Raw genomic sequence first — 25,843 nt, 5'->3', positions numbered from 1 at the left:
GGCGCCCCACAAGACGTCGGGCCGTCAGCCCGTCGACGGCGAGCTCGCGGAGCCGGGGGTGATCAGGCCCGTCTCGTAGGCGGCGATGACGGCCTGGGCGCGGTCTCGGAGTTGGAGCTTGGTGAGGATGTGGGTCACGTGCGTCTTCACCGTCGCCTCGCTCAGGTGGAGCCGGGCGGCCAGCTCCGCGTTGCTCAGGCCGCGGGCCAGCGACTCGAGGACCTCCAGCTCTCTTCGTGTGAGCGTGGACAGGTCGCGGTGCAGCGTGGTCGTGTGCTCCGTGTGCGTGGCGAAGCGCTCCACGAGGCGGCGGGTGATGGACGGCGCGAGCAGCGCGTCGCCGGAGCGGACCAGGCGTACGGCGGCGGACAGGTGCTCCGGGGTGACGTCCTTGAGCAGGAAGCCGCTGGCGCCCATGGCGAGCGCCCCGTAGACGTACTGATCGAGGTCGTACGTCGTGAGGATGATGATGCGCGGCCGGGTCGGCGGTGCGTCCGGGCCGAGGATGCGGCGGGTGGCCTCCAGACCGTCCGTGCCCGGCATGCGGATGTCCATCAGGACGACATCGGGGAGCGTGCGGCGGACGGCCGCCACGGCCTCCTCGCCGTCGGCCGCCTCGGCGACGACCTCGATGCCGTCCGCGGCCAGGATCATCCGGAAGCCGGTGCGGACGAGTGCCTGGTCGTCGGCGATCACCACCTGGGGCGGCCCGGCGCCGTCGTCGGCGCGCCCTGCCTCGGTGCTCACTCGACCTCCACCGGGATGATCGCCTGGACCGCGAAGCCCCCCTGCGGGCGGCTGCCGGCCGACAGCGTACCGCCGTAGACGGCGAGCCGTTCGCGCAGTCCGATGAGGCCGCGGCCACTGCCTCCGAAGCGAGAGAGGCGCTTCCCGCCGGTGTCCTCGACCGCCACCCGCAGCTCGCCCGGTGCATGTTCCACGGTCACGGTGACTGCCGCGCCCGCGGCGTGCTTGACGGCGTTGGTGAGCCCTTCCTGCACCACCCGGTACGCCGCGAGGTCCACGCCCGCAGGGAGCGGGCCCGGAATGCCGGTGACGGTCAGCTCGACGGGCACGCCCGTGTCACGGACCAGTCCGGTCAGAGTCGCCAGCTGGCCGAGGCCCGGCTGCGGCGCCAGGTCCGCGGTCGTGGCCGACCATGGTCCGTCCGAGGCCATCGTCAGCAGGCCCATGACATGCCGCAGCTCCGCCAGCGCGGCCCGGCCGCCCGCCTCGACGGCCCGGAGCGCCTCGCGCGCCTGCTCGGGTGAGGTGTCGAGAGTCTTGCGCGCGGCACCGGCCTGGATCGTCATCATGCTGACGTTGTGGGTGACGACATCGTGCAACTCGCGCGCGATGCGCGAGCGTTCCCGCTCGACCGCCCGCCGGGTGGCCTCCTGCTGGGCGCGGCCCCGCTGCTGCCAGGCGTGCACCGCGTTGGCGGCGAGCGCGACGGGCAGCAGCACCAGCAGCGGGATGAAGCCGCGGCTTATCTCCGGCACCAGGGACAGGGCGCCGAACGCCACGCCGCCCAACGCCACGCTCACCAGCGCCGCCGCCCGGTACGGGCTGTACATCGCCGCGCTGTACGCCGCGATCAGCCCGCTCGCGAAGGTGAACACGGTCGAGTCGTCGGTGATGACGCCCAGGTGGAACAGCCAGGTTGCGGCCAGCACCGTCCAGAGCACGGCCAGCGGATACCGCCGCCGCAGCGCCAGCGGGGCCGCGGAGAGCACGGCGAGCGTCAGCTCCCACGGCTCGGCGGGGGGAAGGCGCTGCTCCACCGGCGGCGAGGGCAGGGTGCCCGGGGCCAGCGGCGGGTCCGGGAGGCGGGGGGCCGAGGGGATCGAGGGGGTCGAGACTCGCGGTACCTGCGGCTGGTCCTCGTAGAACGACCGGTCCAGGTCGGCGGAGACCGTACCCACTGCGAGCACCACGGCGATCAGCAGATCGGCGATCCAGGTCCAGCGTGAGCGCCGCGGCGGCACGCCGGTGGCGCGCAGCAACGAGCGTCCGCGTGTGCGGTACGACTGGACGTAGCCCGCACACAGCCTCCTTGCGGGGGCCGGCCATCGAACGATCCGCCTCGATCCGTTCACCGCTTCATTGTGGCAAGCGGGACTGACATCGGGGATCAGTCTCAGCGGGGGTCCGTCTCAACCTCTCGATTACATCGCAGGGTTGAGGCCGTCGGGCATCCGCCGTACACGGTAGGGATCTTCGGCATCGCGGCCGACGCCAGGCCGGACCCGGCACTCCTAGCTTCGCCGGTACGAACGCGACCAGCGACCTGGAGGAGAGCCGTGAGGGACCTGACCGAGCCGCTCATCGAGCTGCGCGACGTGAGCAAGGCGTACGACGAGGGGCCGCCCGCGCTGTCCGGGTTGACGCTGGACGTCCGGGCCGGCGAGGCGGTCGCCGTGCTGGGCCCGTCCGGCAGTGGCAAGTCGACGCTGCTGAACCTGGTCGCCGGACTCGACCGGCCGACCGAGGGCGGCGTGAGAGTCGCCGGGGTGCGGGTGGACGAGCTGAACGAGGCCGGGTCCGCCAAGTACCGCAGGGCCTGGATCGGCATGATCTTCCAGTTCTTCAACCTGCTGGACGACCTGACCGTCGCCGACAACGTCTTGCTGCCGGCTCAGCTGGCCGGCATGCCCCGCGCGCGGGCCGCCGCCCGGGCCGACGAGCTGCTCGGCCGTCTCGGAATCGCCCGGCACGCGCACGCGTACCCCGGCCGGTTGTCCGGGGGCGAGCGGCAGCGGGTCGCGGTGGCCAGGGCGCTGATGAACAGTCCGGCGCTGCTGCTGGCCGACGAGCCCACCGGGGCGCTCGACTCGGCGTCGGGGGCGGACGTACAGGCGCTGTTGCGCGACCTCAACGAGGACGGGCAGACGATCGTGCTCGTCACCCACGACCTGTCGTTGGCGGAGGCGTGCGCGACCCGCACGATCGAGCTGGTCGACGGACGGGTGGCCCGGGACACGGCGCACGCGCGCGTGCCGAAGGTGGCCCGATGAGCGCCCTCGGTCCGTCAGGACGGGCGGGCATCCGAGTGGCGGAGCCGGATACGGCCGCGTACCCGCCGGGCGGTGGAGGGCGGGACCGCCGAACCGGCCTGGCCGGCAAGGGCGGTGCGCTCGGCCGGGTGGTGCGCGCGGGCGTGGGCCGGCGCCGGGTGCAGACCGCGGTGATGGTGCTGACGACGCTGCTCGCGGTGGCGGCCTCGGTGCTCGGCGCCGGACTGCTCGTGGCCTCGCAGGCGCCGTTCGACCACGCGTTCGCCAAACAGCAAGGGGCGCATCTCACCGCGGAGTTCGACGGGGCGAAGGTGTCGCCGAGCCGGCTGGCGGCCACCGCGGACGCCGAGGGCGTGGTGGCGGCGGCCGGGCCGTTCCCCGTGGCCTCGCTGCGGCTCAACGGGACGGGAGGGCCCGCGGGCTCCCCGCCGCCGATGACGGTGGTCGGCCGCGCCAAGGCGGCGCAGCCGGTGGACGACGTGGACCTCGTGAAGGGCAGGTGGGCTACGAAATCCGGCGAGGTCGTACTGGAGACCGGCACACTCGTCCCTGACGTCACGCTGGGCAGCAAACTGCAGGTCACCGGTGCGGGCGGCACCGCCGAGCTGACCGTGACGGGGATCGCCGAGTCGGTCGGCCAGAGCGCCGACGCCTGGGTGCTGCCCGCAGAACTGCGCCAACTCGCTGGATCCGGCGCGGACTACCAGATGCTGTACCGCTTCGACGACGCCGGCAGCCGGGCGGCGGTTGCGGCCGGCAAGAAGGCCGTCTCCGCGGGGCTGCCCGGGGGTGCACTGCTAGGTGCGCAGTCGTGGCTGGACGTGAAGCAGATCGCGGACAACAACACCGCGGCGTTCATCCCGTTCGTGTCCGCGTTCGCCCTCGTCGGGCTGGCCATGTCGGTGCTCATCATCTCCGTCGTGGTCAGCGGCGCGGTCGCCGCGGCCACCCGCCGTATCGGCATCCTGAAGGCACTCGGCTTCACCCCGCCGCAGGTGGGCCGGGCGTACGTCGGACAGGCCCTGATCCCGGCCTCGGTGGGTGCACTGCTGGGCGTGCTCGTCGGCAACCTGCTGGCGGTGCCGATGCTGAACGAGGTCGAGACCGCGTACGGCACGGGACGCATCCTCATCCCGTTGTGGATCGACGTGGTGGTGCCTGCGGCGGCGCTGGCCCTGGTGGCGGCCGCCGCGCTGGGCCCGGCGATGCGCGCGGCCCGGCTGCGCACCGCGGAGGCGATCGCCGTCGGCCGCACACTGCACGAGGGACGAGGACGGTACGTACGGCGGCTGCTGGGCCGGCTGCCGGTGCCGCGGCCCGTCAGCCTGGGCCTGGCGGGACCGTTCGCGCGTCCGGCGCGTGCGGCGACCACCGCGGCCGCCGTGGGGTTCGGCGCGCTTGCCGTCACCTTCGCGGTGGGGCTGGGCAGTTCGCTGGTCGCCATCCAGACGCACGGCGACCTGGACTCGCTCGGCGACGTCAGGGTCAGCACCATGGGGCGGCCCGCGTCGGAGCGAAGCGGAGCTCCGGGCGCGGCGCCGACGGGCACCCCGCAGCCGGCGAAGCCGGCGGACCCGGACGAGGTGGCGGCGGCGATCCGTGCGCAGTCCGGCACGGCGTCGTACTTCGGCACCGGGAAGACATACGTGAGCGTCGCGGGCGTCAAGGGCGGCACTCCCCTGGTGGTGTACGACGGCGACGCCTCCGGCGGTGGTCAGCACATGGTGTCGGGGCGCTGGTTCTCCGCGACCGGCGAGGCGGTGGCGCCGTCCCGCTTCCTGCAGGCCACCGGGGCCAAGGTCGGTGACACCGTGACGCTGACGGACCAGGGGCGCAGCGTCCGGCTGAAGCTGGTCGGCGAGATCTTCGACCTCGGTGACCAGGGCATGGCGGTGCGCACCGACGCGGCGTCGGCGGCGAAGTTGGTGCCCGACATGAAGCCGGACGACTTCACCGTCGAACTCGCCAAGGGCACGGACAAGGCCCACTATCTGGACGGGCTGAACGCCGAGCTGAAGAGCATCGGTGGGGTGGCCATGAGCGCCGACGAGGGCAACGAGTCGACCGTCATCATGGTGATGCAGTCCCTGATCGCGATGCTGACGACGATGCTGGTGGTCGTGGCCTGCCTGTGCGTCCTCAACACGGTGGTGCTCGACACCCGCGAACGGGTCCACGACCTGGGGGTGTTCAAGGCCCTCGGGATGACCCCCCGGCAGACGGTCGCCATGGTGCTCACTTCGGTTACCGCCACCGGGCTGGTGGCCGGCGTCATGGGCGTACCGCTCGGCGTGGCACTGCACCACTTCGTGGTGCCCGCGATGGGCCGGTCTGTCGGCGCCAACATCCCGGCCGCCGAGCTGGACGTCTACGGTGCGGGCACGCTGGCGCTGCTCGCCCTGGGCGGACTGGCCATCGCGGCGGCGGGCGCCCTGCTCCCGGCGGGCTGGGCGGCACGTACGGGGACTGCGCGGGCGTTGCGTACGGAGTGAGCCATGCGAAACGCCTGGGCGGCACCGGAGGATTGGGTGCCGCCCAGGCGTTTTCGCTCGGACACGGGCGCCTGCGGCCACAGCAGTCGTGGCCGAGTGGCGAGTTGGCGTGTCCCTGGTCGGACTTATCCACAGGGCAAAGCGGAGCTTCGGGATCCGCGAGATCGTCGGGGCATGACGAACCACGGCGAAACCACTGGATCCCCCGAAAACGGCAAGGCCGCCGGACGCGACGGTCGCGGACCCTACGACGGAATCGGCGCTCCCGACTGCACCGCGTACGAGGGCCACGGCGCCGAGCACCAGGTCACCCTGCGCACTCCGGCCGAACTGGCCGACGCGCTGCCCTATCTGCTCGGGTACCGCCCCGAGGACAGCATCGTCCTGGTCGCCCTGCACGACAGGGACGGCCGCGGCCGGTTCGGCGGCCGTGCCCGGCTCGGCATTCCGGCGAGCGCGGACGACTGGACGTCCGTGGCCCAGCAGTTGGCTCACGGTCTGGTGACGGGCAGCGAGCGCAGAGGGGCCCGGCCGGAGCAGATGGTGGCCTACCTCTGCCAGGAACCGGGGAGGGGTGAGTCGGGCCGTCAGGTCATGGAGCGGTTGCGCCCGCTGGCCCAGAAACTGCGGATCGAGTGCGGTCACCTCGACGTGCCGGTGATCGAGGCGCTGTGCATCTCGGAGGGCCGCTTCTGGTCGTACTGCTGCGTGAACGATGCCTGCTGCCCGCCCGAAGGCGTCCCCATGGGCCTGCCCGGCACCTCGGTGCTGGCCGCCGCTGCCACCTACGCCGGTCTTCAAGTACGGGGCACGCTGCGCGAGTTGCGGACAAGGCTGCTGCCCTGGGAGACCGCGGCCGCCCTGGACCAGGAACTCGCCCTGGACACCGCGAGCATGGCGTTGGTCCCCAGGATCCTCGACGAGTCGAGCCGCGCGGAGGTGGCCGAGGAGACACTGGAGTTGGCCGAGCGGATCATGGACCGCCTGGCCGAGGCCCCGCCCGTCTCCGGCACGCTCACGGCGGATCTCCGCGACGACGAACTGCTCGGGCACGACGAGGCCGCGACGCTGATTCTCGGCCTCCAGGACCGCTCGACCCGCGACCGCGCGGCCGAATGGATGGAGGGCGACGAGGCCGCCTCCGCCCTGCGCCTCTGGCGCGCCCTGGCCCGGCGCTGCGTCGGGTCCTACGGCGAACACGCGGCGGCGCCCCTGACTCTCGCCGGCTGGGTCGCCTGGTCCACCGGCGATGAACTCGAGGCCCGGGAAGCCCTCGCCATGGCACTCGGCGCGGACCCCGGCTATCTCTTCGCCCGTCTGCTGCACCAGGCCTGCAACGAGGGCCTGGACCCGGAGTCGATCCGCCGCTGCCTGCGCGCGGAGCGCCAGGACCGCGGACCGGCACCAGCCCCGGGGCTCGGCGGCGCAGAGGACCCCGGAGGGCAAGCGGTGCTGGGACCCACCGAGGCGACGCCGCCGGTGTCGGAGGACGTCTCCCGACCGCGACGCCGCTCGCGCCCCGGCGGCTCGGCCGGCAGCCGTGCCCGCTCGGCGAAGGCGACCGGCCGGGGGACCGGCGGAACCGTCCCTCGTCCCCGTACGTCGACGTCGGGCGGCACCCGTCCCGGCGGCGGTCGGACGAACGGCACGCGCGCGCGTACGTCGGGGAAGGAAGCCGCGCGCCATCGTGACTGTCCCGGAAGCGCGCGTCCCGGAGGCGATGACAGTGAGCGGGACGCATGAGTACGGCCAGACACATGTGTAGGCCGGACATATGAGCAACAGCCGGGGAGCGTTGTGATGTCGACGTCGACGGCAGCTGCCGTACCAGGCGCGGACTGCAACGGAAAGCCGCCGGGAGCGATCCCCGTCGCCATCGCCGTCCGGTCGCGTTGGCCGGCCGTGGGCGTGACCCGGAGGAGCCCCGCTCCGTTCACCTGAGTGGCGGAACGGCCGGATGGGCCGTGCCGCTGCACAGCCCCCGGCCGTCCGGATCCCCCACTCGGCGCTGCAGATGCCCGAGGTGCACAGAGCGCAGAAGAAGCCACCGCATGCATCAGTCGACTCCGCCTTCCGCCGCCGACGACCGTTCCGGCGTCGGCCGGTCCACGCCGTCCCGCGGGGCGGGTGCCGACCTGCCGACGCTCCCGGACCGTACCGGCCGGCCCGAGACACGATTCGCGAGCGACACCTTGCTCAACTCGCCGCCCAACGGCCAGGACCGGCGCTCGCCCTCGTCGACGGGCCGGCCACGGCCCGCTGCCGGGGCGGCAGTTCAGGACCGACTCCCCGACAGCCCCGCCGACCAGTACGCAACCACCGTTCGCCCAACCGACCTGGGTCGACCCGCACTCCGGCCGACGGACGCGGGGCGCTTCCCTGCCACACCCGGCCACCAGTTCCACACCCCTGCCGCCCCCGCCGACCAGGCCCGCCCTGCTCCGCCTTCACCGGGCAGGGACCAACACCCAACCTCGCCCACCGACTCCGGCCCACTCCCGCCCCGGGCGGCGAGCCAGGCCCAGTACTTCGGCCCGTCGAAGAGCCGACAGCGCTCACCATCGCTCCCCACAGGCGAGGGCCGTACCCCACGCCCGACCCCCGACACGGGCCAAGGCCCCACCCCGCCCCCGACCGTCGACCCAGGCCAGGCGCGCCGCTCCCCCGACTTCCCGCGCCCCGGAGCACCCTCAGGAGCACCCGTGGGAGTCGCCCATCCGCCCCGAGGCGCTCAGCCGTCCGCCCCACTTCCGCAACTTCGCCGCTCCGTCGAACTGCCGTCCACCCACACGGCCCTGATCTGCGTCGCCCTCCCGGGGCTCGTCATTTCCACGGAGCAGGGCCAGTTGACCGGCCAGGGCCTGGAGGGCTTCTACCGTGCCGGCCGACGCCTGCTCTCCCGTTGCCAGGTCCGTGTGGCCGGACGCGAACCGCTGGCGGTCCAGGCCCGAATGGCCTCCGCCGACCGAGCCCGCTTCGTCGGTGCGCTGCGTGCCTCCCCGCACTCCGGCCCGGATCCGGACGTCGTCGTCGAGCGCATCCGTCACGCGGACGGCACCGAGCGGATCACCCTGCACAGTGCGGCCCCGCGCCACTTGCGTGTGCCGGTCGAGGTCGCTCTCGGGACGGACCTGGCGGACCTGGGTGCGATCGCCTCCGGCACCGCGGGGCCCGAACTGCCCGCCAGCGTCCATGACTCGGGCCTGCGCTGGTCCTGCGCCACCGGGAACTCGGCGGTCACCGCAGATCCGCCGCCCGCCGACGCGCTGGCCTCCGCCGGTCTGCTGCGCTGGGAGTTCGAGCTGCCGCCGGGCGGCAGCAGGAGTGTGGAGCTGCGGGTGCGGCCGGACGGAGCGGGGCCGGTCCGGGCCGTGGGCCGCGCGGCGACGAGCCCTCTCGCCGCCGCGAGCGCTTCCGGCGACGACCCCAGAGTCCACGCGCTGCTTCGGACGAGCGTCGAGGACCTGCAGGCCCTCCTGCTGCGCGACCCCGCCCACCCGTCCGACACACATCTCGCGGCGGGGGCACCCTGGCGCTGCGGCCTGGCCCCGGCCGAGGCGCTTGCCGCGGCGCGGATGACGCTGCCCCTCGGTACCCGTCTCGCTGCGGGCACGCTCCATGCCCTGGCCCGGACCCAACTCCCTGGCACAGGGGCACAGTTCGGCATGATCCCCGGGCCGCGACGGGACGCGGGCGCGCATCTGCCGCCGGGCTGTAGCGGCACCCAAGCCACGCTGCTCTTCCCCGCACTCCTTGCGGAGGCCCACCGCTGGGGGCTGCCCGAACACGAGACGGAGGAACTGCTGCCGGCCGCCGAGCGCTGTCTGACCTGGCTGCGGACCACCGTGGGCGAGGGCACCTACGTGCGCGACCCGCACCCCGGCGGCCCGGTCCGCTGCGAGACGCAGGCACACGCCCACCGCGCGGCGCTGCTCGGCGCCGATCTGCTCGATGCCTGCGGACGGCCGGGCGGCGCCGAACTGCGGCAGTGGGCGCAGGCGTTGCGGACGGCGTTCCGGGAGGACTTCTGGATCGACGACCTGGGCGGGGGACGCCCGGCAGCCGCCCGCGCCCCGGACGGAAGCCCGGTGCCGTACCTGGGCGCGGCAGCCGCCCATCTCCTCGACACCGGCCTGCTGCGCGGCGGCGAACTGGCCCCCGGTCTGCTCGACAAGGTGCAGACCGAACAGCTCGCCCGGCTGTTGGGCAGCCCGGCCATGGACTCGGGCTGGGGGCTGCGCGGGCTGGGTGCGAAAGAAACCGGATACAACGCGTTCGGCCATCGGAGCGGTGCCGTACGGGTCCACGAGACGGCAGTCGCCGTCGCGGGCCTGGCCGCCGCCGGCTACGAGAAGGAGGCGAGCTCGCTGCTGCGGGGCCTGCTGGCGGCCGCCGAGGCCTTCGGCCACCGCCTGCCCGAGATGTACGCGGGGGAGCAGCGCACCGACGGGAGCGTTCCCGTTCCGCACCCGGCGGCCTGCCGCCCCGCGGCCACCGCGGCAGCCGCAGGCGTGCTGCTGCCGGCCACCCTCGCGGGCATCCGCCCCGACGCCCCCGCCGGGACGGTCACGCTGCGCCCCGTGCGCAGCGCGCCTCTGGGCGAGATCGTCCTGACCGGACTACGGGTCGCGGGCGCGCCCTTCTCCGTACGGGTCGGCCGACTCGGCCTCGCGATGGTCGAGGAGGCGGCCGACGGACTGCAATTGGGAGTGTGACCTCGGATGACGCACCGCTGCACCACGGCCGGGACCGGAAGATGACGCCCATACCGGACCGAAGTGGATCAGCCGTCGAAGCGGCCGACGAAGGGAGTGTTTATCGTCAAGCAGACGACTATGATCGCCGCATGCCCTACGACCCGTCAGCCTTTCCGCCCTTCGCCGTCACCGTGGACCTGGTCGTGCTGACCGTGCGCCGCCATGCCCTGTGCGCGCTGGCGGTCCGCAGGGGCGAGCCACCGTTTCAAGGGCGCTGGGCGCTCCCGGGTGGCTTCGTACGGGCCGACGAGGATCTGGCGCAGGCCGCAGCGCGGGAGCTGGCCGAGGAGACCGGACTGCGGGCCCACGACCCGGCGGTCCCCGTCCAGGACAACGGTGCCCACCTGGAGCAGCTCGCGACCTACGGCGACCCCAAGCGGGACCCCCGGATGCGCGTGGTCAGCGTCGCCCACCTGGCACTCGCCCCCGATCTGCCCGCACCCCGGGCGGGTGGCGACGCCAGCAACGCGCGCTGGGCGCCGGTCGACGAACTGCTGCAGCAGGGTGGTTACGGCCGGGACGGCGAACCGGTGGCGCCGCTGGCCTTCGACCACGCCCAGATCCTTTCCGACGGCGTCGAACGAGCCCGCTCCAAGATCGAATACTCGTCTCTCGCCACCGCTTTCTGCCCCACCGAGTTCACCGTCGGCGAGCTGCGGCGGGTCTACGAGGCGGTGTGGGGCGTGGCCCTCGACCCGCGCAACTTCCACCGCAAGGTGACGGGCACACCCGGCTTCCTCGTCCCCACCGGCGGGACCACCACACGCCAGGGCGGCCGCCCGGCCCAGCTGTTCCGGGCCGGCGGTGCAACGCTCCTCAACCCCCCGATGCTGCGCCCCGAAGTGTGACGCGGACACCCGGACCGCGATGCGGAACCGGGCTCGGCAGCGAACCGCGGTCGGAGTCCCCGTCGGACCGGTTGCCGACCGGGGAGCGGGCCGCGCTATACCACCAAAACGGACATGACGCGCTATCTTGCTGCGGGTGATCGAGGCCTTCGGACTGACCAGCAATCCCTGCAAGGAGCTTCCGCTCGCCGTCGACGACCTCTCCTTCGAGGCGCGGGCAGGCCATGTCACCGCGCTGCTAGGCCTGCCGGGGGCGGGCAAGACGACCGCGCTCAGACTCATGCTCGAACTCCAACAGGGCCGTGGCATCGCCTACTTCAGAGGCCGCCCGCTGAACCGCATCCCCCATCCCTCGCGCGAAGTGGGCGTGCTCCTGGGTGACGTACCGGGACACCCGGCCCGCACGGTCCGCGGCCATCTGCGCATGCTATGCGCGGCCGCGGGCGTCCCGGTCCGCCGGGCCGACGAGGTCCTCGAGGTGGTCGGCCTCGTCAGCCTGCGCGACGAGCGCCTCGGCACCCTCTCGCGCGGCATGGACCGCCGCCTCGGCCTGGCCGGCGCCCTGCTGTCCGATCCGCACACCCTCGTGCTCGACGATCCCGCCGGCGGGCTCTCCACCCGCGAGGCCCAGTGGCTGCACGGCATGCTCCGCGCACACGCTTCACAGGGTGGCACGGTCCTGCTCACCACCTCCGACCCCAAGGAGGCGGCACGCAACGCCGACCGGGTCGTCACGCTGGAGCAGGGCAGACTCGTCGCCGACCAGAAGGCCGGCGAATTCGCCCGCACCCGGCTGCGCCCCCGCGTCGCAGTCCGTAGCCCGCACGCCACCCGCCTGGCCGCCCTGCTCACCAAGGAGGCCCGCACCGCGCAGCGCTCCGTCGAGGTCGTGCGCGAGGGCGGCAACCGCCTCTCCGTGTACGGCAGTACCTGCGCCGACGTCGGCGAGGCCGCGTTCCGCCACGGCATTCTCGTCCATCAACTCGCCGACGAGACCGGGGACATGGGACCGGGAGCCGGGCCGACCACCGTCGAAGAGCCGGAAACCGCCGCCGCACCGCAGGCACCGGCCCAACCGAGCAGCGCGGATGCCGACCCGGAGCCCGAAACCGCACCGCAGCCCTCGGCTCCGGCCGAGACGCCCCGGAGCGAGGACGCCGAACTGCATTCCTCCGCCCCGGCCGAGGTGCCCCGCACCGACGGGGAAACAACCGCCGCGGCAGATCCCCCGGCGAAGACCTCCCGCTCCGCCGAAACCCGCACCCCTGACGCACTGTCCGTCCTTCCACCCCCCATCTCCGTCCGCCCCGCTCCCAGTCCGCTCCGCCCACTGCGCTACGAAATTCGCCGAGCCGCCGGGATCAGCACGGGATTCGTCACAGGGGCCGTCGTGCTCGTCGTGTCCGCGCTCACCGCCGTACTTCTGGCCCGGGTCGGACACACCCCTCAGGCGCGCCTGCTGGCCGCCTGGCCGCGGGAGCTGCCGCTGCCGCCCGCCGCCCTCGGTGCGGGGCTGCTCGGGGCCCTGGCCTTCGGCGACGAGTTCCGCCACCCCGCGCTGGCGGCGGACCGCGGCACAGTCCCCCGCCGGCTGGGGCTGCTTGTCGCGAAACTCCTCGTCGCCGCCGCCACCGCGCTGATGCTGGCCTTCCTCACGGTCGGCTGCGACGCCGAAGTGCTCTACCTCGTCTACGGACGGGAGCTCGCCCAAGTTCCCGCGGACTGGATTTCGACGAGCGCGAGTTGGATCGGGCTCGTCGTCGGGTGCGCCTGGGCCGGGGTGCTGGCCGCGGGCGTCTTCCGGTCCACCACGGCAGGACTCGCCGCCGTGCTCGCCGTGCCGGTCCTCGTCGTACCCCTCGTACAAAAGGCCTTGGAGGGTGCGTCCGTGCGGGCGGCGGCAGGCTTTCCGCTGCGGCTGCGCCAGGTGTTCCTGCTGCAGTGGCCCTTCGGGGGAGAGCGGTATCTGTCCGGCGTGGCACGGGTGATCGCCCAACCTGTGGGTGGCGCCCTGACGTTGTCGCTGACCGCTCTGCTCTGCGCATATCTGCTCACGACCCTGCGCAGCAGGGTCCGATGACGACCGTCCGTGCCCGTCCGCCCCACCCTGCGCACAACTCCCCGGGGGGAAGCCCATTTCTTTCCGATAAGGCGTCAATTGCGACGGGGTGAGCGATCACCCTTTCGTGTGCTTTTCACCAAAGACCTCAAGGGAGTTGAGGACGGCGCCGACAAAGGATCCGTGAGTACCCTTGCGCACACCATGATGACCGCCGCCCGCTCCGCAGACTCCGGCCTGGCCGGCCCGGGCGAACTCGACCGCTACCCCTACGCCGAGACCTCTGCCGTCGACCGCGTCGGAGCCCCTTCCTGGGAGAGCGCCGACCCCGAGCTGGGCCGCGTGGGCCGCCGCGCCGCGGGCAGCCGCGGCCGCGGGCTGCACGGCCAACTCGTCCAGCAGCTCGGCCAGATGATCGTCTCCGGCGATCTGGGCGCCGACCGTCCGCTGGTACCCGAGGAGATCGGCCAGCGTTTCGAGGTCTCCCGCACCGTCGTCCGCGAGTCGCTCCGCGTTCTGGAGGCCAAGGGCCTGGTCAGCGCCCGCCCGAACGTCGGCACGCGCGTGCGCCCCGTAAGCGACTGGAACCTCCTCGACCCCGACATCATCGAATGGCGGGCCTTCGGACCGCAGCGCGACGACCAGCGCCGCGAGCTGAGCGAGCTGCGCTGGACCATCGAACCGCTCGCCGCCCGCCTCGCCGCGGGGCACGGGCGCGAGGACGTGCAGCAGCGGCTGGCCGACATGGTCGAGATCATGGGCCACGCCATGGGGCAGGGCGACGCCATCACGTTCTCCCGCGCCGACGCCGAGTTCCACTCCCTGCTCATCCAGGTCGCGGGCAACCGCATGCTGGAGCACCTCTCCGGGATCGTCTCGGCGGCCCTCCAGGTCTCCGGCGGCCCGGTGACCGGCTGTGACCGTCCGAACGAGACCTCGCTGGCGCACCACGGCAGGATCGTCGACGCCCTCGCCACCGGCGACGGCACGGCGGCCGAGACAGCGATGCGCCAACTGCTTACCGTCCACCCCGAGGTGGAGCGCGTGGTGCCCGCACCGCGCGAACACTGACCACGCACCGCGGGCGGCACGGCCGCGAGATGTCTCCCCCCTCCTGTGGCATCGCTCGGCCACCAACCGTCTCCCGTCGGACCCCGCAGGATCCCGGAGATCCTGCGGGGTCCGACGGCGCGACGGGGGTGTGTGTCTCCGGGCACAGCCCGGGTAGGAGCCATAGGTGACCTTGTCTGCCCTTGTCTGACCGTTTTTGAGCGCTTACGGGGTGTGACTCGGGCCACGCAGATTGGGCGTAACGCTCGGGGAGACAGCGCGATGACCTAAGAGGTGACAGCCGAGGAGGGAATACGGACGCCGGTCACGGCGCTGTGCATCTTCCCGGCCCCCGCCCGCGCCGTCGGCCCAATCCCCAAGCCGGCGGTCGGCTCCTGTCCGTAATGGACGGGGCCGGAAGCCGTTTTCCAACGTTCCGAGAGGTTGTTCGTGTCGGCCAGCACATCCCGTACGCTCCCGCCGGAGATCGCCGAGTCCGTCTCTGTCATGGCTCTCATTGAGCGGGGAAAGGCTGAGGGGCAGATCGCCGGCGACGATGTGCGTCGGGCCTTCGAAGCTGACCAGATTCCGGCCACTCAGTGGAAGAACGTACTGCGCAGCCTCAACCAGATCCTCGAGGAAGAGGGTGTGACGCTGATGGTCAGTGCCGCGGAGCCCAAGCGCACCCGAAAGAGCGTCGCAGCGAAGAGTCCGGCCAAGCGCACCGCCACCAAGACGGTCGCGGCGAAGACGGTGACCGCCAAGAAGGCCACCGCCACCGCCACCCCGGCGGCGCCCGCCGCCGACACGCCGGCCGAGGACGACGCCACCGCCAGCCAGGCCGCTGCCGCCAAGAAGACGGTCGCCAAGAAGACGGCGGCCCCTGCCAAGAAGACGGTCGCCAAGAAGACGGCGGCCAAGAAGACCAGTGCCAAGAAGGACGACGCCGAGGTCCCCGAGGAAGAGGTGCTCGAGGACACCCCCAAGGGCGCCGACGAGCCCGAGGGTGCCGAGAGCGCGGGCTTCGTGCTTTCCGACGAGGACGAGGACGACGCGCCGGCCCAGCAGGTCGCCGCAGCGGGCGCCACCGCCGACCCGGTCAAGGACTACCTCAAGCAGATCGGCAAGGTCCCCCTGCTCAACGCCGAGCAGGAGGTCGAGCTCGCCAAGCGCATCGAGGCAGGCCTGTTCGCCGAGGACAAGCTGTCGAACGCCGACAAGCTGGCGCCCAAGCTCAAGCGCGAGCTGGAGATCATCGCCGAGGACGGCCGCCGCGCCAAGAACCACCTTCTGGAGGCCAACCTCCGTCTGGTGGTCTCCCTGGCCAAGCGCTACACCGGCCGCGGCATGCTCTTCCTGGACCTCATCCAGGAGGGCAACCTCGGTCTGATCCGCGCGGTCGAGAAGTTCGACTACACCAAGGGCTACAAGTTCTCCACGTACGCCACCTGGTGGATCCGTCAGGCGATCACCCGCGCCATGGCCGACCAGGCCCGCACCATCCGTATCCCGGTGCACATGGTCGAGGTCATCAACAAGCTCGCGCGCGTGCAGCGCCAGATGCTCCAGGACCTGGGCCGCGAGCCCACCCCGGAGGAGCTGGCCAAGGAACTCGACATGACCCCCGAGAAGGTCATCGAGGTCCAGAAGTACGGTCGCGAGCCCATCTCCCTGCACACCCCGCTGGGCGAGGACGGCGACAGCGAGTTCGGTGACCTCATCGAGGACTCCGAGGCCGTCGTCCCGGCCGACGCGGTCAGCTTCACCCTCCTGCAGGAGCAGCTGCACTCCGTGCTGGACACCCTGTCCGAGCGCGAGGCCGGCGTGGTCTCGATGCGCTTCGGTCTCACCGACGGTCAGCCGAAGACCCTCGACGAGATCGGCAAGGTGTACGGCGTCACGCGCGAGCGCATCCGCCAGATCGAGTCCAAGACCATGTCGAAGCTGCGCCACCCGTCGCGTTCGCAGGTGCTGCGCGACTACCTCGACTAGGTCGCGGTCGTACGACACACAAGGCCCGGTCCCCCTTGAGGGGACCGGGCCTTCTTGTGCTGTCGCGCAGGTGCGTGGTGTGTCGGGCTGGATCACTCTGGGTGTCCCAGGACCACCCCAGAGTGAGGAGCCTGCATGCGTCGTTCCATTCTCCGGGCGCTGACCCGGCCGCTGGTTCTTGCGGCCGCGGCGACCGCCATACCCATGGTGTCCACCGCTGCCGTGGCCGCCGACAGTGTCGTCGTGGGCGGCTTCCCCGTCGATGTGTCCGACAGTCCGTGGGCGGTGGCGCTGTCCATCCGTGACCGGTTCGGGGGTACGCGCGCCGGGCAGTTCTGCGGCGGTGCGGTCGTCGGTCCCAAGACGGTGCTCACCGCGGCCCACTGCATGGGCGAGGACGTCCTGGGGACTCCGCCCAACCGCGTACAAGACCTGAAGGTCATCGCGGGCCGTACGGATCTGCTCTCGGACGGGGGCCGAGAGATCCAGGTACGCAATGTGTGGGTGAACCCGCGCTACGACAGCGGCAGCAACGACGGAGACTTCGCCGTGCTCACCCTCGCCGAGCCGCTGCCCCGCAGCTCGGTGATCCCCATGGCGAGCGCCGGCGATTCTCTGTACGCACCGGGCACCAGCGCCATGGTCTACGGCTGGGGTGATGTCACGGGCGGCGGTGACTACACGCGCAGTCTGCGGGCGGCACGCGTGCACGTGCTGCCGGACGCCCAGTGCGAGGAGGCGTATCCAGGCAGCGCCGACGGCACATACGTCGCCGAGAGCATGGTCTGCGCCGGGGAGACGAAAGGCGGCCACGACGCCTGCCAGGGGGACAGCGGCGGGCCCCTCGTCGCCCAGGGGAAGCTGATAGGGCTCGTGTCCTGGGGGAGCGGCTGCGGTCGTGCGGGAAGTCCCGGCGTCTACACGCGGGTGTCCAAGATCGCACGAATGGTGGGGCGGGCGGCGCGAGCGGGCGCCGAGAACGCCGCCGACGGCGCCTGAGAGGCATCACCGGTACGAGCGCGGGCGGCGCGGTCCCTGAAGCAGGGGCCGCGCCGCCCGTCACCGGCCTGTGCCGGAGCTGGCTCGTCGTGGATGCGAGGTGTCAGCGCTCTTCTTCGGAGGCGGATGCCGGAACGGACGTCAGCCGCTCCGTCTCGTCCTGTATCTCAGCGGCGATCTTCTTGAGTTCCGGCTCGAACTTGCGGCCATGGTGGGCGCAGAAGAGCAGTTCGCCGCCGCTGAGCAGGACAACGCGCACGTAGGCCTGCGCTCCGCAGCGGTCGCAGCGATCGGCGGCCGTCAGGGGGCTCGCGGGGGTCAGAACAGTAGTCACGTCGCCTCTTCTCTAGCTCGACGAGCTGTCGTACCAGGGTCAACATCCAACCAGCCCCAAAACGTTCCCGCCCGGGGCTTTCCCTCGAAAAAATCTTTCGAGGCCGGCTGTCTGCTGCCGGTTGGCGGCGAATGTGCCGTATTGCGTGTCTGTGTGTCTTACGGTTTCGCGCAGTCTGTCAACATCTTGTCCTCCCGGCTGGGTTGCCGGTTGTTCATGAGGACGTGCCCGGAGCCTAAATGGTTCATGCCTCGAAGGGAACGTGATATGTACTTCACTCCATCGAGGGATCGAACATGCATGCGACCCTGGACTAGTCTGAACTACAGACGAGGGTGGCGTTACAACGGCTCTACCAGGCCTCGGTACCCTCTTGACGGCGACCGAAGCCGTGCCCTTACCCACCAGGGCACTACCTGAAATTCAGCGAGGAGCGAACCGCGTGACCGCCGAAACGTCCGTGTCGTCCACAGCGCTGCTGGCAGGAGCAGAGCGGGACGGTTCCAACTACACCGCGCGGCACCTGCTCGTCCTCGAGGGGCTCGAGGCCGTGCGCAAGCGCCCGGGCATGTACATCGGGTCGACCGACAGCCGCGGTCTGATGCACTGCCTGTGGGAGATCATCGACAACTCTGTCGACGAGGCCCTCGGAGGCTACTGCGACCACATCGAGGTGATCCTCCACGACGACGGCTCGGTGGAGGTCCGGGACAACGGCCGGGGCATCCCGGTCGACGTCGAGCCCAAGACGGGCCTGTCCGGCGTCGAGGTCGTCATGACCAAGCTGCATGCCGGCGGCAAGTTCGGCGGTGGCTCGTACGCCGCCTCCGGCGGTCTGCACGGCGTCGGCGCCTCCGTGGTGAACGCCCTTTCGGCCCGTCTGGACGTCGAGGTGGACCGCGGCGGCCACACGCACGCCATCAGCTTCCGGCGCGGTGTGCCGGGCGCCTTCGCAGCGACCGGCCCGGATGCCAAGTTCGAGGCCACGAGCGGTCTGCGCAAGGCCAAGAAGATCCCCAGGACGCGCAGCGGCACGCGCGTGCGTTACTGGGCCGACCGCCAGATCTTCCTCAAGGACGCCAAGCTCTCCCTGGAGAACCTGCACCAGCGCGCCCGCCAGACGGCGTTCCTGGTACCCGGTCTGACCATCGTCGTCCGCGACGAGTTCGGCCTGGGCGACGGCGGCACCAAGGGCGAGGAGTCCTTCCGCTTCGACGGCGGCATCAGCGAGTTCTGCGAGTACCTGGCGAGCGACAAGCCGGTCTGCGACGTCCTCCGCCTCTCCGGCCAGGGCACGTTCAAGGAGACCGTCCCGGTTCTGGACGAGCACGGCCAGATGACTCCCACCCAGGTCACCCGTGAGCTCGACGTCGATGTCGCGATGCGATGGGGCACGGGATACGACACGACCCTGAAGTCGTTCGTGAACATCATCGCCACCCCCAAGGGCGGCACGCACGTCGCGGGCTTCGAGACGGCCGTGACCAGCACGCTCAACGAGGTGCTGCGGGCCAAGAAGCTGCTGCGCGTCGCCGAGGACGACGTCGTCAAGGACGACGCCCTGGAGGGCCTCACCGCGGTCGTCACGGTGCGCCTCGCCGAGCCGCAGTTCGAGGGCCAGACCAAGGAGGTCCTCGGCACCTCCGCGGCCCGCCGCATCGTGAACACCGTGATCGCCCGGGAACTCAAGGCGTTCCTGACGTCCACGAAGCGGGACGCGGCCGCGCAGGCCCGCGTGGTCATGGAGAAGGCCGTCGCCGCCGCCCGTACGCGCATCGCGGCCCGCCAGCACAAGGACGCGCAGCGCCGCAAGACGGCTCTGGAGTCCTCGTCGCTGCCCGCGAAGCTCGCCGACTGCCGCAGCGACGACGTGGACCGTAGCGAACTGTTCATCGTCGAGGGGGACTCCGCGCTCGGCACCGCCAAGCTCGCCCGGAACTCCGAGTTCCAGGCGCTGCTGCCGATCCGCGGCAAGATCCTCAACGTCCAGAAGTCGTCCGTGACCGACATGCTGAAGAACGCCGAGTGCGGCGCGATCATCCAGGTCATAGGAGCGGGCTCGGGCCGGACGTTCGACATCGACGCGGCCCGCTACGGCAAGATCATCATGATGACCGATGCCGATGTCGACGGTTCGCACATCCGGACCCTGCTGCTGACGCTGTTCCACCGGTACATGCGGCCCATGGTCGAGGCGGGGCGGGTGTTCGCCGCGGTGCCGCCGCTGCACCGCATCGAGATCGTCCAGCCGAAGAAGGGCCAGGACAAGTACGTCTACACGTACTCGGACCGTGAACTGCGCGACAAGCTGCTGGAGTTCCAGAGCAAGGGCATCCGGTACAAGGACTCCATCCAGCGCTACAAGGGTCTCGGTGAGATGGACGCCGACCAGCTGGCCGAGACGACGATGGACCCGCGCCACCGCACCCTGCGCCGGATCAACCTCTCCGACCTGGACGCGGCCGAGACGGTCTTCGATCTGCTCATGGGCAACGACGTGGCCCCGCGCAAGGAGTTCATCTCCAGCTCGGCGGCGACGCTGGACCGGTCACGCATCGACGCGTAGCCGCTGCGCTCGGCTTGGGCCGCGTTGACCGCCTCGGCTTCGCCTTCGCCTGGGGGTGTCGATTCCCACCCGCACCGTGCGGCCTTCGTTGTCGGGTGCGGGTGGCCCCCGTGGGGCGTACTCGCCCTCGGCGGCCGTCGGTTCATCCTTCAGTGGTCTCCACCCGTGGGTGGATTTCCGCCCGCTCGGAGATCCACCCACGATCCATCCTTGCTCCGATCTCCTGACCTGCGAATTTCCGTAGCGTCGAAGGCGTTGGCAGCGCTCGCTGTCGACATCCCCTTCTTCGCTCACGGAGGCTCTGATGTCCGGGCTCGTCAACGCGCTGGTGATCGCCGCCGTAGTCGTCCTGGTGATCGTGCGACAGTTCCGCGCACAGCGGATCGGCAGCGACCGGCGCTGGTGGCTCGTCCCGGTGATTCTGGGCGTCGTGGCGCTGCGCGAGCCCGGCATCGTCGACACCCATCACCGCACGGAGTCGATCGTCCTGCTCGGCGCCGAACTGCTCATCGGCCTCGCCATGGGAGCCGGCTGGGCCTGGACCACCCGAATATGGGCGGAACCGGACGGCACCGTGTGGAGCAAGAGCACCAAGGCGAGCGTGACCGTCTGGATCGGCGGCATTGCCCTGCGCGTCGGTCTCTTCGCGCTCGGCGCGGCACTCGGTGTTCACCAGAACAGCTCCGCCCTGCTCGTCGCCCTCGCGGCCACTCTCCTGGTCCGCTCCGGGATCCTTGTCTGGCGGGCACAGTCGCAGGCCCCCGCGTCCGCGCACGGCCCGGCGTACGGTGACGGCATGGCACGGCCCGCCTGGAAGGAACGTGTGTGACGGAGAGCGCCTGGACGAGCTGGCCCTCCCGAGAGGCGCTCGCCCGCGAAGGGATCTCACGGCCTCGGCGGATGCTCGCCTGGGTCGTGAGGATTCTGGTCCTCGGCTTCCTGCTGTGGGGTGCCTACCACGCCACCGACGTCCACGGCTGGATCCTGGTCGCGGGTGGCGTCGGTGTGCTCGTGGCCGCCGTACTCGCGTGGGCGTTCTTCCGAACCACGTTCCAGCACAGGTTGTGGCCGTCCCTGGGCATCATGCTTCTGCTGCTGGGGCTCGCCGTCGGGGCCCAGGCCGTGGGGTTCCAGGAGCCCGCCCTCGTCCTGTGGTGCGGCTGCGCGGTCAGCGCGCTGGAGCGGTTGCCCATGGCGGTCGCCCTGCCGGTGGCCTCCGTCGCTCTGGCGTCGTACGCCGCGGTCAACAACGACGTGTGGCTGACCACGGCGGCCACCACAGGGGGGCTCGCCCTCGCCGGCTACGTCCTGCGGCTGGACGCCGAGGCACGTGGCAACGCCCAGCGGCTGCTCGCCCAGGAGCGCGCCGCACGGGCGGCCGAGGCGGAGTCGGCGGCGCTGGCGGAGCGGGCCCGCATCGCGCGGGAGATCCACGACGTGCTGGCGCACAGCCTCTCGGCGCAGCTCGTGCACCTGGAGGCGGCTCGGCTGCTGATCGAACGGGGTGCCGACCGGGACCAGATCCTGGAGCGGGTGGTGGCGGCACGGGGCATGGCCCGCGACGGCCTCGACGAGACCCGGCAGGCGCTCTCGGCGCTGCGGGGTGACCTGACGCCGCTGGAGGACTTCCTCGCCCAGCTGGTGGATGCGTCCGCCGGTGCCGAGGTCACCGTCACGGGTGAACGCAGACCGCTGCCGGCCGAGGCGTCACAGGCCGTGCGCAGGGTCGCCCAGGAGGCCCTGACGAACGTCCGCAAGCACGCCCCCGGGGCCAAAGTGCAGGTGGGGCTGGATTTCGGCGAGCACCAAGTCGCCCTGGTCGTACGGGACTCGGGCGGTTCGCCGGGAGAACTCACCGGTGCGGGAGCCGGGTACGGTCTGCTGGGCATGCGCGAGCGTGCAGAGCTGCTGGGCGGCTCGCTGGAGGCCGGACCGGACGAGGAGGGGTTCGTGGTGACGTTGAGGGTGCCCGTATGACCGAAGGAGCGGAGAAGCAGCCGGCCCGGGTGGTGGTCGCGGACGACCAGACCGTCGTCCGGGAGGGCATCGTGATGCTGCTGGGCCTGCTGCCCGGGATCGAGGTCGTCGGCGCCGCGGGGGACGGGGAGGAGGCGGTGAAGCTTGTCGCCGAACTGGCCCCGGACATCGTGCTGATGGATCTGCGCATGCCTCGCTGCGACGGTGTGGAGGCGACCCGGCGCATTCGCGCGGAGCACCCCGGGACGCAGGTCGTGGTGCTCACGACGTTCGCGGACGACGAGTCCCTGTTCCCGGCGCTGCGCGCGGGAGCGCGGGGCTATCTCACCAAGGACGCGGGAGGGGACGAGATCGTACGGGCTGTGGAAAGCGTGCTGTCCGGAGACGCGGGGCTGTCGCCGAGCATCCAACGGCGGCTGCTGGAGCGGCTGTCCGAGCCGGAGCCGCAGCCGACGGTCGCGGTCGAGCCGCCGGACGGGCTCACCGCGCGGGAGACCGAGGTGCTGCTGCTGATCGCCGATGGCCTCAGCAATCAGGAGATCGGCCGCAGACTGCACGTCTCCACCGCGACCGTGAAGACCCACATCAACAACCTCTTCGCCAAGACCGGGCTCAAGGACCGTGCCCAGGCGGTGCGTTACGCGTATGCGAAGGGGCTGGTGCGGCCGCCGGCGGGCTGAATCACCTGATGGGGTGAAGAGCGCGAAGAAGCAGAGTCGGGATCTTCCCGTTCTGTCCATCCTTGGGCATGCAGTCAAGCAACGGCCGTGCCCGCGATGACGGGGATGGCGCCGAGAATTCGGCCGAGCACCGCGGGGGTCAGGACCAGACCCGCGCCGAGGCGCTCGAGGGGGTGAGGTACGACGATCCGTGGTACGACGAACTCGCCTCCGGCTGGGGTGAGTTGAACAGTGTCGGCGCGCCTGTGCCCGGGGTCGTGCCGGCGCACCGGGAGAGCGAAGAGGAGACGGCCGCCGCGGCCGACGTCTACCTCGAGGTGCAGCGCAGTGCGGCGTTCCAGGAAGTGCGCAGTCGGTATCTGAGGTTCGTGGTGCCGGGCGTCGCCGTCTTCCTCGTCTGGTATGTGGGGTACCTCGTGACCGCCACGACCGCGCCCGAATTGATGGCGCGGCCCGTCGCGGGTGCGCTCAACGTGGCGATGCTCGCGGGGCTCGGGCAGTTCCTCACCACCTTCCTGTTCGCCTGGGCCTACGCCCGGCATGCGCGGCTGCGCAGGGACCGGGCGGCACTCGAACTGCGGTGGGACACCCAGGAACTGACGCGAGGCGTCCGAGGCGGTGCGTTGTGACCAGAGATCACCAGACGCTGGCGCTGTTCCTGTTCAGTGCCTTCGTCGCCGTCACGCTGGCGATCACGACGTGGGTGAGCCGCAACCGGCGCGGTTCGGCGGAGGAGTTCTACGCGGGCGGGCGTCTCTTCTCACCGATGGAGAATGGTTTTGCCATCGCGGGCGACTACATGTCAGCCGCCTCCTTCCTGGGCGTCACGGGACTCATCGCGCTGTACGGATACGACGGACTGCTGTACGTCGTCGGCTTCCTCGTCGCCTGGCTGCTGGTGCTGTTTCTGGTCGCCGAACTGGTGCGCAACTGCGGGCGGTTCACGCTCGCCGACGTGGTCGCGGCCCGGATGAGCGAGCGGCCCGTCCGGATCGCGGCGGGAACTTCCTCGGTCACCGTGTCCGTTCTGTATCTGGTGGCGCAGATGGTGGGTGCGGGCAGCCTGGTCGCGCTGCTGCTCGGGGGGACGAGCCAGGCGGCGCGGGCCTGGACCGTGATCGGCGTCGGCGCGCTGATGGTCGTCTATGTGTCGTTGGGAGGGATGCGAGCCACCACCTGGATCCAGATCGTCAAGGCGGTTCTGCTGCTCGGCGGTACGGTCGCGCTGACCGTGCTCGTCCTGCTGCGGTTCCACGGTGACCTCGACCGACTGCTGCTGACGGCGGCCGAGCGCAGTGGTCACGGCGATGCGTTCCTGGCGCCCGGGCTGAAGTACGGCGGAGACTGGACCGCCCGCTTCGACTTCATCAGTCTCGGGCTCGCCCTGGTGCTCGGCACGGCAGGGCTGCCGCACATCCTCTCCCGCTTCTACACCGTGCCCACCGCCCGGGCTGCACGCCGCTCGGTGCTTTGGTCCATCGGGCTCATCGGCGGCTACTACCTGATGACGATCCTCCTCGGCTTCGGCGCGGCAGCAATCGTGGGACCCGACGCGGTACGGGGGTCGAACGCGGCCGGGAACACGGCGGTTCCGCTCCTGGCGCTCGACCTGGGCGGCGGTGCGAACTCGACAGGAGGAACGGTTCTCTTCGCGGTCGTCGCCGCCGTCGCCTTCGCCACGATCCTCGCGGTGGTCGCCGGGATCACGCTCGCCTCCTCGGCGTCCGTGGCCCATGACCTGTACGCGTCCTTGAGGCGCCGAAGCGCCAAGCCGCGCAGCGAGGTGGCCGTGGCGCGCATCGCCTCGGTCGGCATCGGCGTGGTCGCGATCGCCCTGGGGCTGCTGGCCCGTGACCTCAACGTCGCCTTCCTGGTGGGCCTCGCCTTCGCCGTCGCTGCGTCCGCGAACCTCCCGGTGCTGATGTACTCGCTGTTCTGGCGTGGCTTCACGACCCGCGGTGCCGTGTGGGCCGTATACGGCGGACTGGTCCCCGCACTGGCACTCGTCGTGCTGTCACCGGTGGTCTCGGGCAGCCCCGAATCGCTGTTCCCGGGAGTCGACTTCCAGTACTTCCCGCTGCAGAACCCCGGCCTCGTGTCGATCCCGCTGGGCTTCCTCGCCGGCTGGCTCGGCACGGTCACCTCCGCGGAGATCCCGGACGAGGCCAAGCACGCGGAGACCGAGGTGCGGGCACTCACGGGCGCGGGGGCCGCCTAGGAGGCGGCGCCTTCACCGTCGTACGACACCGGAGAACCGTTTTGTCGGCGCACCCTCGGGCGGATACGACTCTCTGCAGGCGTCCCTTGTCGCTACGGCGCCACCCACGCGTACAGGTGCTCCGGACGCCCCGTGTCGCCGTACTTCAGGGAGAGGCGGAGGCGGCCGGCCTGTTCGAGGTGGCGGAGGTAGCGCTGGGCGGTGGAGCGGCTCAGGCCCGTCTCGGCGGCGACCTCGTGGGCCGAGAGGGGGTGGTCGGCGTGGTGCAGTACGTGGCAGATGAGGTCGCTCGTCGGTTCCGAGTGACCACTGGGCAGGCCCGGTGACGACGGCGCCGGGGTGGTCCGCAGCGCTCCGAAGATCCGGTCGACCTGCTCCTGGCCGGCGTTGCCGCGGCCGCCGACCCGGTCGACGGTGCGCCGCAGGGCGGCGTAGGAGTCGAGGCGGGTGCGCAGGGCGGCGAAGGTGAACGGCTTGACCAGATAGTGCAGCGCGCCGAGGCGCATCGCGGCCTGCACGGTCGCCACGTCGCTTGCCGCCGTGATCATGATGACGTCGGTGCCGTGGCCCTGTTCCCGCATGCGGTGGACGAGTTCGAGGCCCGTCTGGTCGGGCAGGTAGTGGTCGAGCAGGACCAGGTCGATGGTCCCGCGCTGCACACTGGCCAGCGCCTGGGCGGCGCTGTGCGCGCGGGCGGCGACCCGGAAGCCGGGAACCTTTCCCACGTACTTGGCGTTGATCTCGGCGACGCGGAAGTCGTCGTCCACGACCAGGACGTCAATCATCGGGCCTCTTCCTGTCAAGGCCTGGCGGGCGTTAAGCCCGTGTTTCGGCTCCGCTGTTGTAGCGCGAGC

General features: G+C 71.4%; 19 protein-coding genes. 15 read left to right on the top strand and 4 right to left on the bottom strand.

Features of this window, described 5'->3' with window-relative positions; translation table 11 throughout:
• Positions 1 to 24 precede the first annotated feature (24 nt).
• Both ACFY1L_RS16595 and ACFY1L_RS16590 read right to left on the bottom strand, forming a co-directional pair.
• Entirely contained in the window at positions 25 to 747 is a 723-nt protein-coding gene (locus ACFY1L_RS16595) for a response regulator (RefSeq protein WP_388823887.1), read from the bottom strand.
• Complete coding sequence (locus ACFY1L_RS16590) at positions 744 to 2,099, bottom strand: sensor histidine kinase (RefSeq protein WP_388823885.1); 1,356 nt, start codon at positions 2,097 to 2,099, stop codon at positions 744 to 746. Before ACFY1L_RS16590 ends, ACFY1L_RS16595 begins: the two co-directional genes overlap by 4 nt.
• Before the next feature lie 204 nt (positions 2,100 to 2,303).
• Between ACFY1L_RS16590 and ACFY1L_RS16585 the strand changes: the two genes are divergently transcribed.
• The 9 genes from ACFY1L_RS16585 (at position 2,304) to ACFY1L_RS16545 (ending at position 17,214) form a co-directional block, all read left to right on the top strand.
• Positions 2,304 to 3,017: an ABC transporter ATP-binding protein gene (locus ACFY1L_RS16585; RefSeq protein ID WP_388823883.1), complete on the top strand. Its 714-nt coding sequence runs from the start codon at positions 2,304 to 2,306 to the stop codon at positions 3,015 to 3,017.
• Complete coding sequence (locus ACFY1L_RS16580; protein ID WP_388823881.1) at positions 3,014 to 5,509, top strand: FtsX-like permease family protein; 2,496 nt, start codon at positions 3,014 to 3,016, stop codon at positions 5,507 to 5,509. Before ACFY1L_RS16585 ends, ACFY1L_RS16580 begins: the two co-directional genes overlap by 4 nt.
• Positions 5,510 to 5,683: 174 nt before the next feature.
• On the top strand, positions 5,684 to 7,252 hold the full coding sequence (locus tag ACFY1L_RS16575) for a DUF4192 domain-containing protein (RefSeq protein WP_388823879.1): 1,569 nt from the start codon (positions 5,684 to 5,686) through the stop codon (positions 7,250 to 7,252).
• A 1,055-nt stretch (positions 7,253 to 8,307) separates the two neighbouring features.
• Positions 8,308 to 10,224, top strand: a complete 1,917-nt coding sequence (locus ACFY1L_RS16570) for a glycogen debranching N-terminal domain-containing protein (protein ID WP_388824031.1) — start codon at positions 8,308 to 8,310, stop codon at positions 10,222 to 10,224.
• Positions 10,225 to 10,355: 131 nt separating this feature from the next.
• Positions 10,356 to 11,114 carry an NUDIX hydrolase gene (locus ACFY1L_RS16565; protein WP_351186815.1) on the top strand — a complete coding sequence of 253 codons (759 nt, stop codon included), beginning with the start codon at positions 10,356 to 10,358 and terminating at the stop codon, positions 11,112 to 11,114.
• A gap of 136 nt (positions 11,115 to 11,250) precedes the next feature.
• Positions 11,251 to 13,194 (top strand): ATP-binding cassette domain-containing protein, encoded by a 1,944-nt coding sequence (locus tag ACFY1L_RS16560; RefSeq protein WP_388823877.1) that lies wholly within the window; start codon positions 11,251 to 11,253, stop codon positions 13,192 to 13,194.
• Between the two features lie 162 nt (positions 13,195 to 13,356).
• A complete protein-coding gene (locus ACFY1L_RS16555; RefSeq protein WP_388823875.1) occupies positions 13,357 to 14,244 on the top strand; it encodes a FadR/GntR family transcriptional regulator in 888 nt (295 codons plus the stop codon).
• Between the two features lie 429 nt (positions 14,245 to 14,673).
• Positions 14,674 to 16,215 carry an RNA polymerase sigma factor gene (locus ACFY1L_RS16550; RefSeq protein WP_388823873.1) on the top strand — a complete coding sequence of 514 codons (1,542 nt, stop codon included), beginning with the start codon at positions 14,674 to 14,676 and terminating at the stop codon, positions 16,213 to 16,215.
• A gap of 135 nt (positions 16,216 to 16,350) precedes the next feature.
• On the top strand, positions 16,351 to 17,214 hold the full coding sequence (locus ACFY1L_RS16545) for a serine protease (protein ID WP_351330630.1): 864 nt from the start codon (positions 16,351 to 16,353) through the stop codon (positions 17,212 to 17,214).
• Between the two features lie 103 nt (positions 17,215 to 17,317).
• Here the strand turns inward: ACFY1L_RS16545 and ACFY1L_RS16540 are convergent, their stop codons facing one another.
• Entirely contained in the window at positions 17,318 to 17,548 is a 231-nt protein-coding gene (locus ACFY1L_RS16540; protein ID WP_030945102.1) for a hypothetical protein, read from the bottom strand.
• Positions 17,549 to 17,990: 442 nt separating this feature from the next.
• Here ACFY1L_RS16540 and ACFY1L_RS16535 point away from each other — a divergent pair, with 442 nt between their 5' ends.
• The 6 genes from ACFY1L_RS16535 (at position 17,991) to ACFY1L_RS16510 (ending at position 24,989) form a co-directional block, all read left to right on the top strand.
• Positions 17,991 to 20,114: a type IIA DNA topoisomerase subunit B gene (locus ACFY1L_RS16535; RefSeq protein ID WP_388823871.1), complete on the top strand. Its 2,124-nt coding sequence runs from the start codon at positions 17,991 to 17,993 to the stop codon at positions 20,112 to 20,114.
• Between the two features lie 304 nt (positions 20,115 to 20,418).
• Positions 20,419 to 20,943, top strand: a complete 525-nt coding sequence (locus ACFY1L_RS16530) for a DUF1453 domain-containing protein (RefSeq protein ID WP_388823869.1) — start codon at positions 20,419 to 20,421, stop codon at positions 20,941 to 20,943.
• Entirely contained in the window at positions 20,940 to 22,091 is a 1,152-nt protein-coding gene (locus ACFY1L_RS16525) for a sensor histidine kinase (protein ID WP_388823867.1), read from the top strand. Before ACFY1L_RS16530 ends, ACFY1L_RS16525 begins: the two co-directional genes overlap by 4 nt.
• Positions 22,088 to 22,771: a response regulator gene (locus tag ACFY1L_RS16520; RefSeq protein WP_388823865.1), complete on the top strand. Its 684-nt coding sequence runs from the start codon at positions 22,088 to 22,090 to the stop codon at positions 22,769 to 22,771. Before ACFY1L_RS16525 ends, ACFY1L_RS16520 begins: the two co-directional genes overlap by 4 nt.
• 68 nt (positions 22,772 to 22,839) lie before the next feature.
• Positions 22,840 to 23,400 (top strand): DUF485 domain-containing protein, encoded by a 561-nt coding sequence (locus ACFY1L_RS16515; protein WP_388823863.1) that lies wholly within the window; start codon positions 22,840 to 22,842, stop codon positions 23,398 to 23,400.
• Positions 23,397 to 24,989 (top strand): cation acetate symporter, encoded by a 1,593-nt coding sequence (locus ACFY1L_RS16510; protein ID WP_388823861.1) that lies wholly within the window; start codon positions 23,397 to 23,399, stop codon positions 24,987 to 24,989. The genes ACFY1L_RS16515 and ACFY1L_RS16510 overlap by 4 nt, the downstream gene beginning before the upstream one ends.
• A 92-nt stretch (positions 24,990 to 25,081) precedes the next feature.
• On the opposite strand, the gene ACFY1L_RS16505 is transcribed toward ACFY1L_RS16510, so the two are convergent.
• Complete coding sequence (locus ACFY1L_RS16505) at positions 25,082 to 25,774, bottom strand: response regulator (RefSeq protein ID WP_388823859.1); 693 nt, start codon at positions 25,772 to 25,774, stop codon at positions 25,082 to 25,084.
• Positions 25,775 to 25,843: the final 69 nt, after the last annotated feature.

It is taken from the genome of Streptomyces sp. NPDC001663 (assembly GCF_042893105.1).
Classification (GTDB): domain Bacteria; phylum Actinomycetota; class Actinomycetes; order Streptomycetales; family Streptomycetaceae; genus Streptomyces.
The sequence above is the reverse complement of the archived record's forward strand: the minus strand, read 5'-3'. Positions and strand labels throughout refer to the sequence as shown.

Bases quoted from the DNA above. Each gene is read 5' to 3' on its own strand.
- ACFY1L_RS16580 (WP_388823881.1), top strand. From the start codon at position 3,014: ATGAGCGCCCTCGGTCCGTCAGGACGGGCGGGCATCCGAGTGGCGGAG.
- ACFY1L_RS16575 (WP_388823879.1), top strand. From the start codon at position 5,684: ATGACGAACCACGGCGAAACCACTGGATCCCCCGAAAACGGCAAGGCC.
- ACFY1L_RS16565 (WP_351186815.1), top strand. From the start codon at position 10,356: ATGCCCTACGACCCGTCAGCCTTTCCGCCCTTCGCCGTCACCGTGGAC.
- ACFY1L_RS16545 (WP_351330630.1), top strand. From the start codon at position 16,351: ATGCGTCGTTCCATTCTCCGGGCGCTGACCCGGCCGCTGGTTCTTGCG.
- ACFY1L_RS16530 (WP_388823869.1), top strand. From the start codon at position 20,419: ATGTCCGGGCTCGTCAACGCGCTGGTGATCGCCGCCGTAGTCGTCCTG.
- ACFY1L_RS16520 (WP_388823865.1), top strand. From the start codon at position 22,088: ATGACCGAAGGAGCGGAGAAGCAGCCGGCCCGGGTGGTGGTCGCGGAC.
- ACFY1L_RS16515 (WP_388823863.1), top strand. From the start codon at position 22,840: ATGCAGTCAAGCAACGGCCGTGCCCGCGATGACGGGGATGGCGCCGAG.
- ACFY1L_RS16505 (WP_388823859.1), bottom strand. From the start codon at position 25,774: ATGATTGACGTCCTGGTCGTGGACGACGACTTCCGCGTCGCCGAGATC.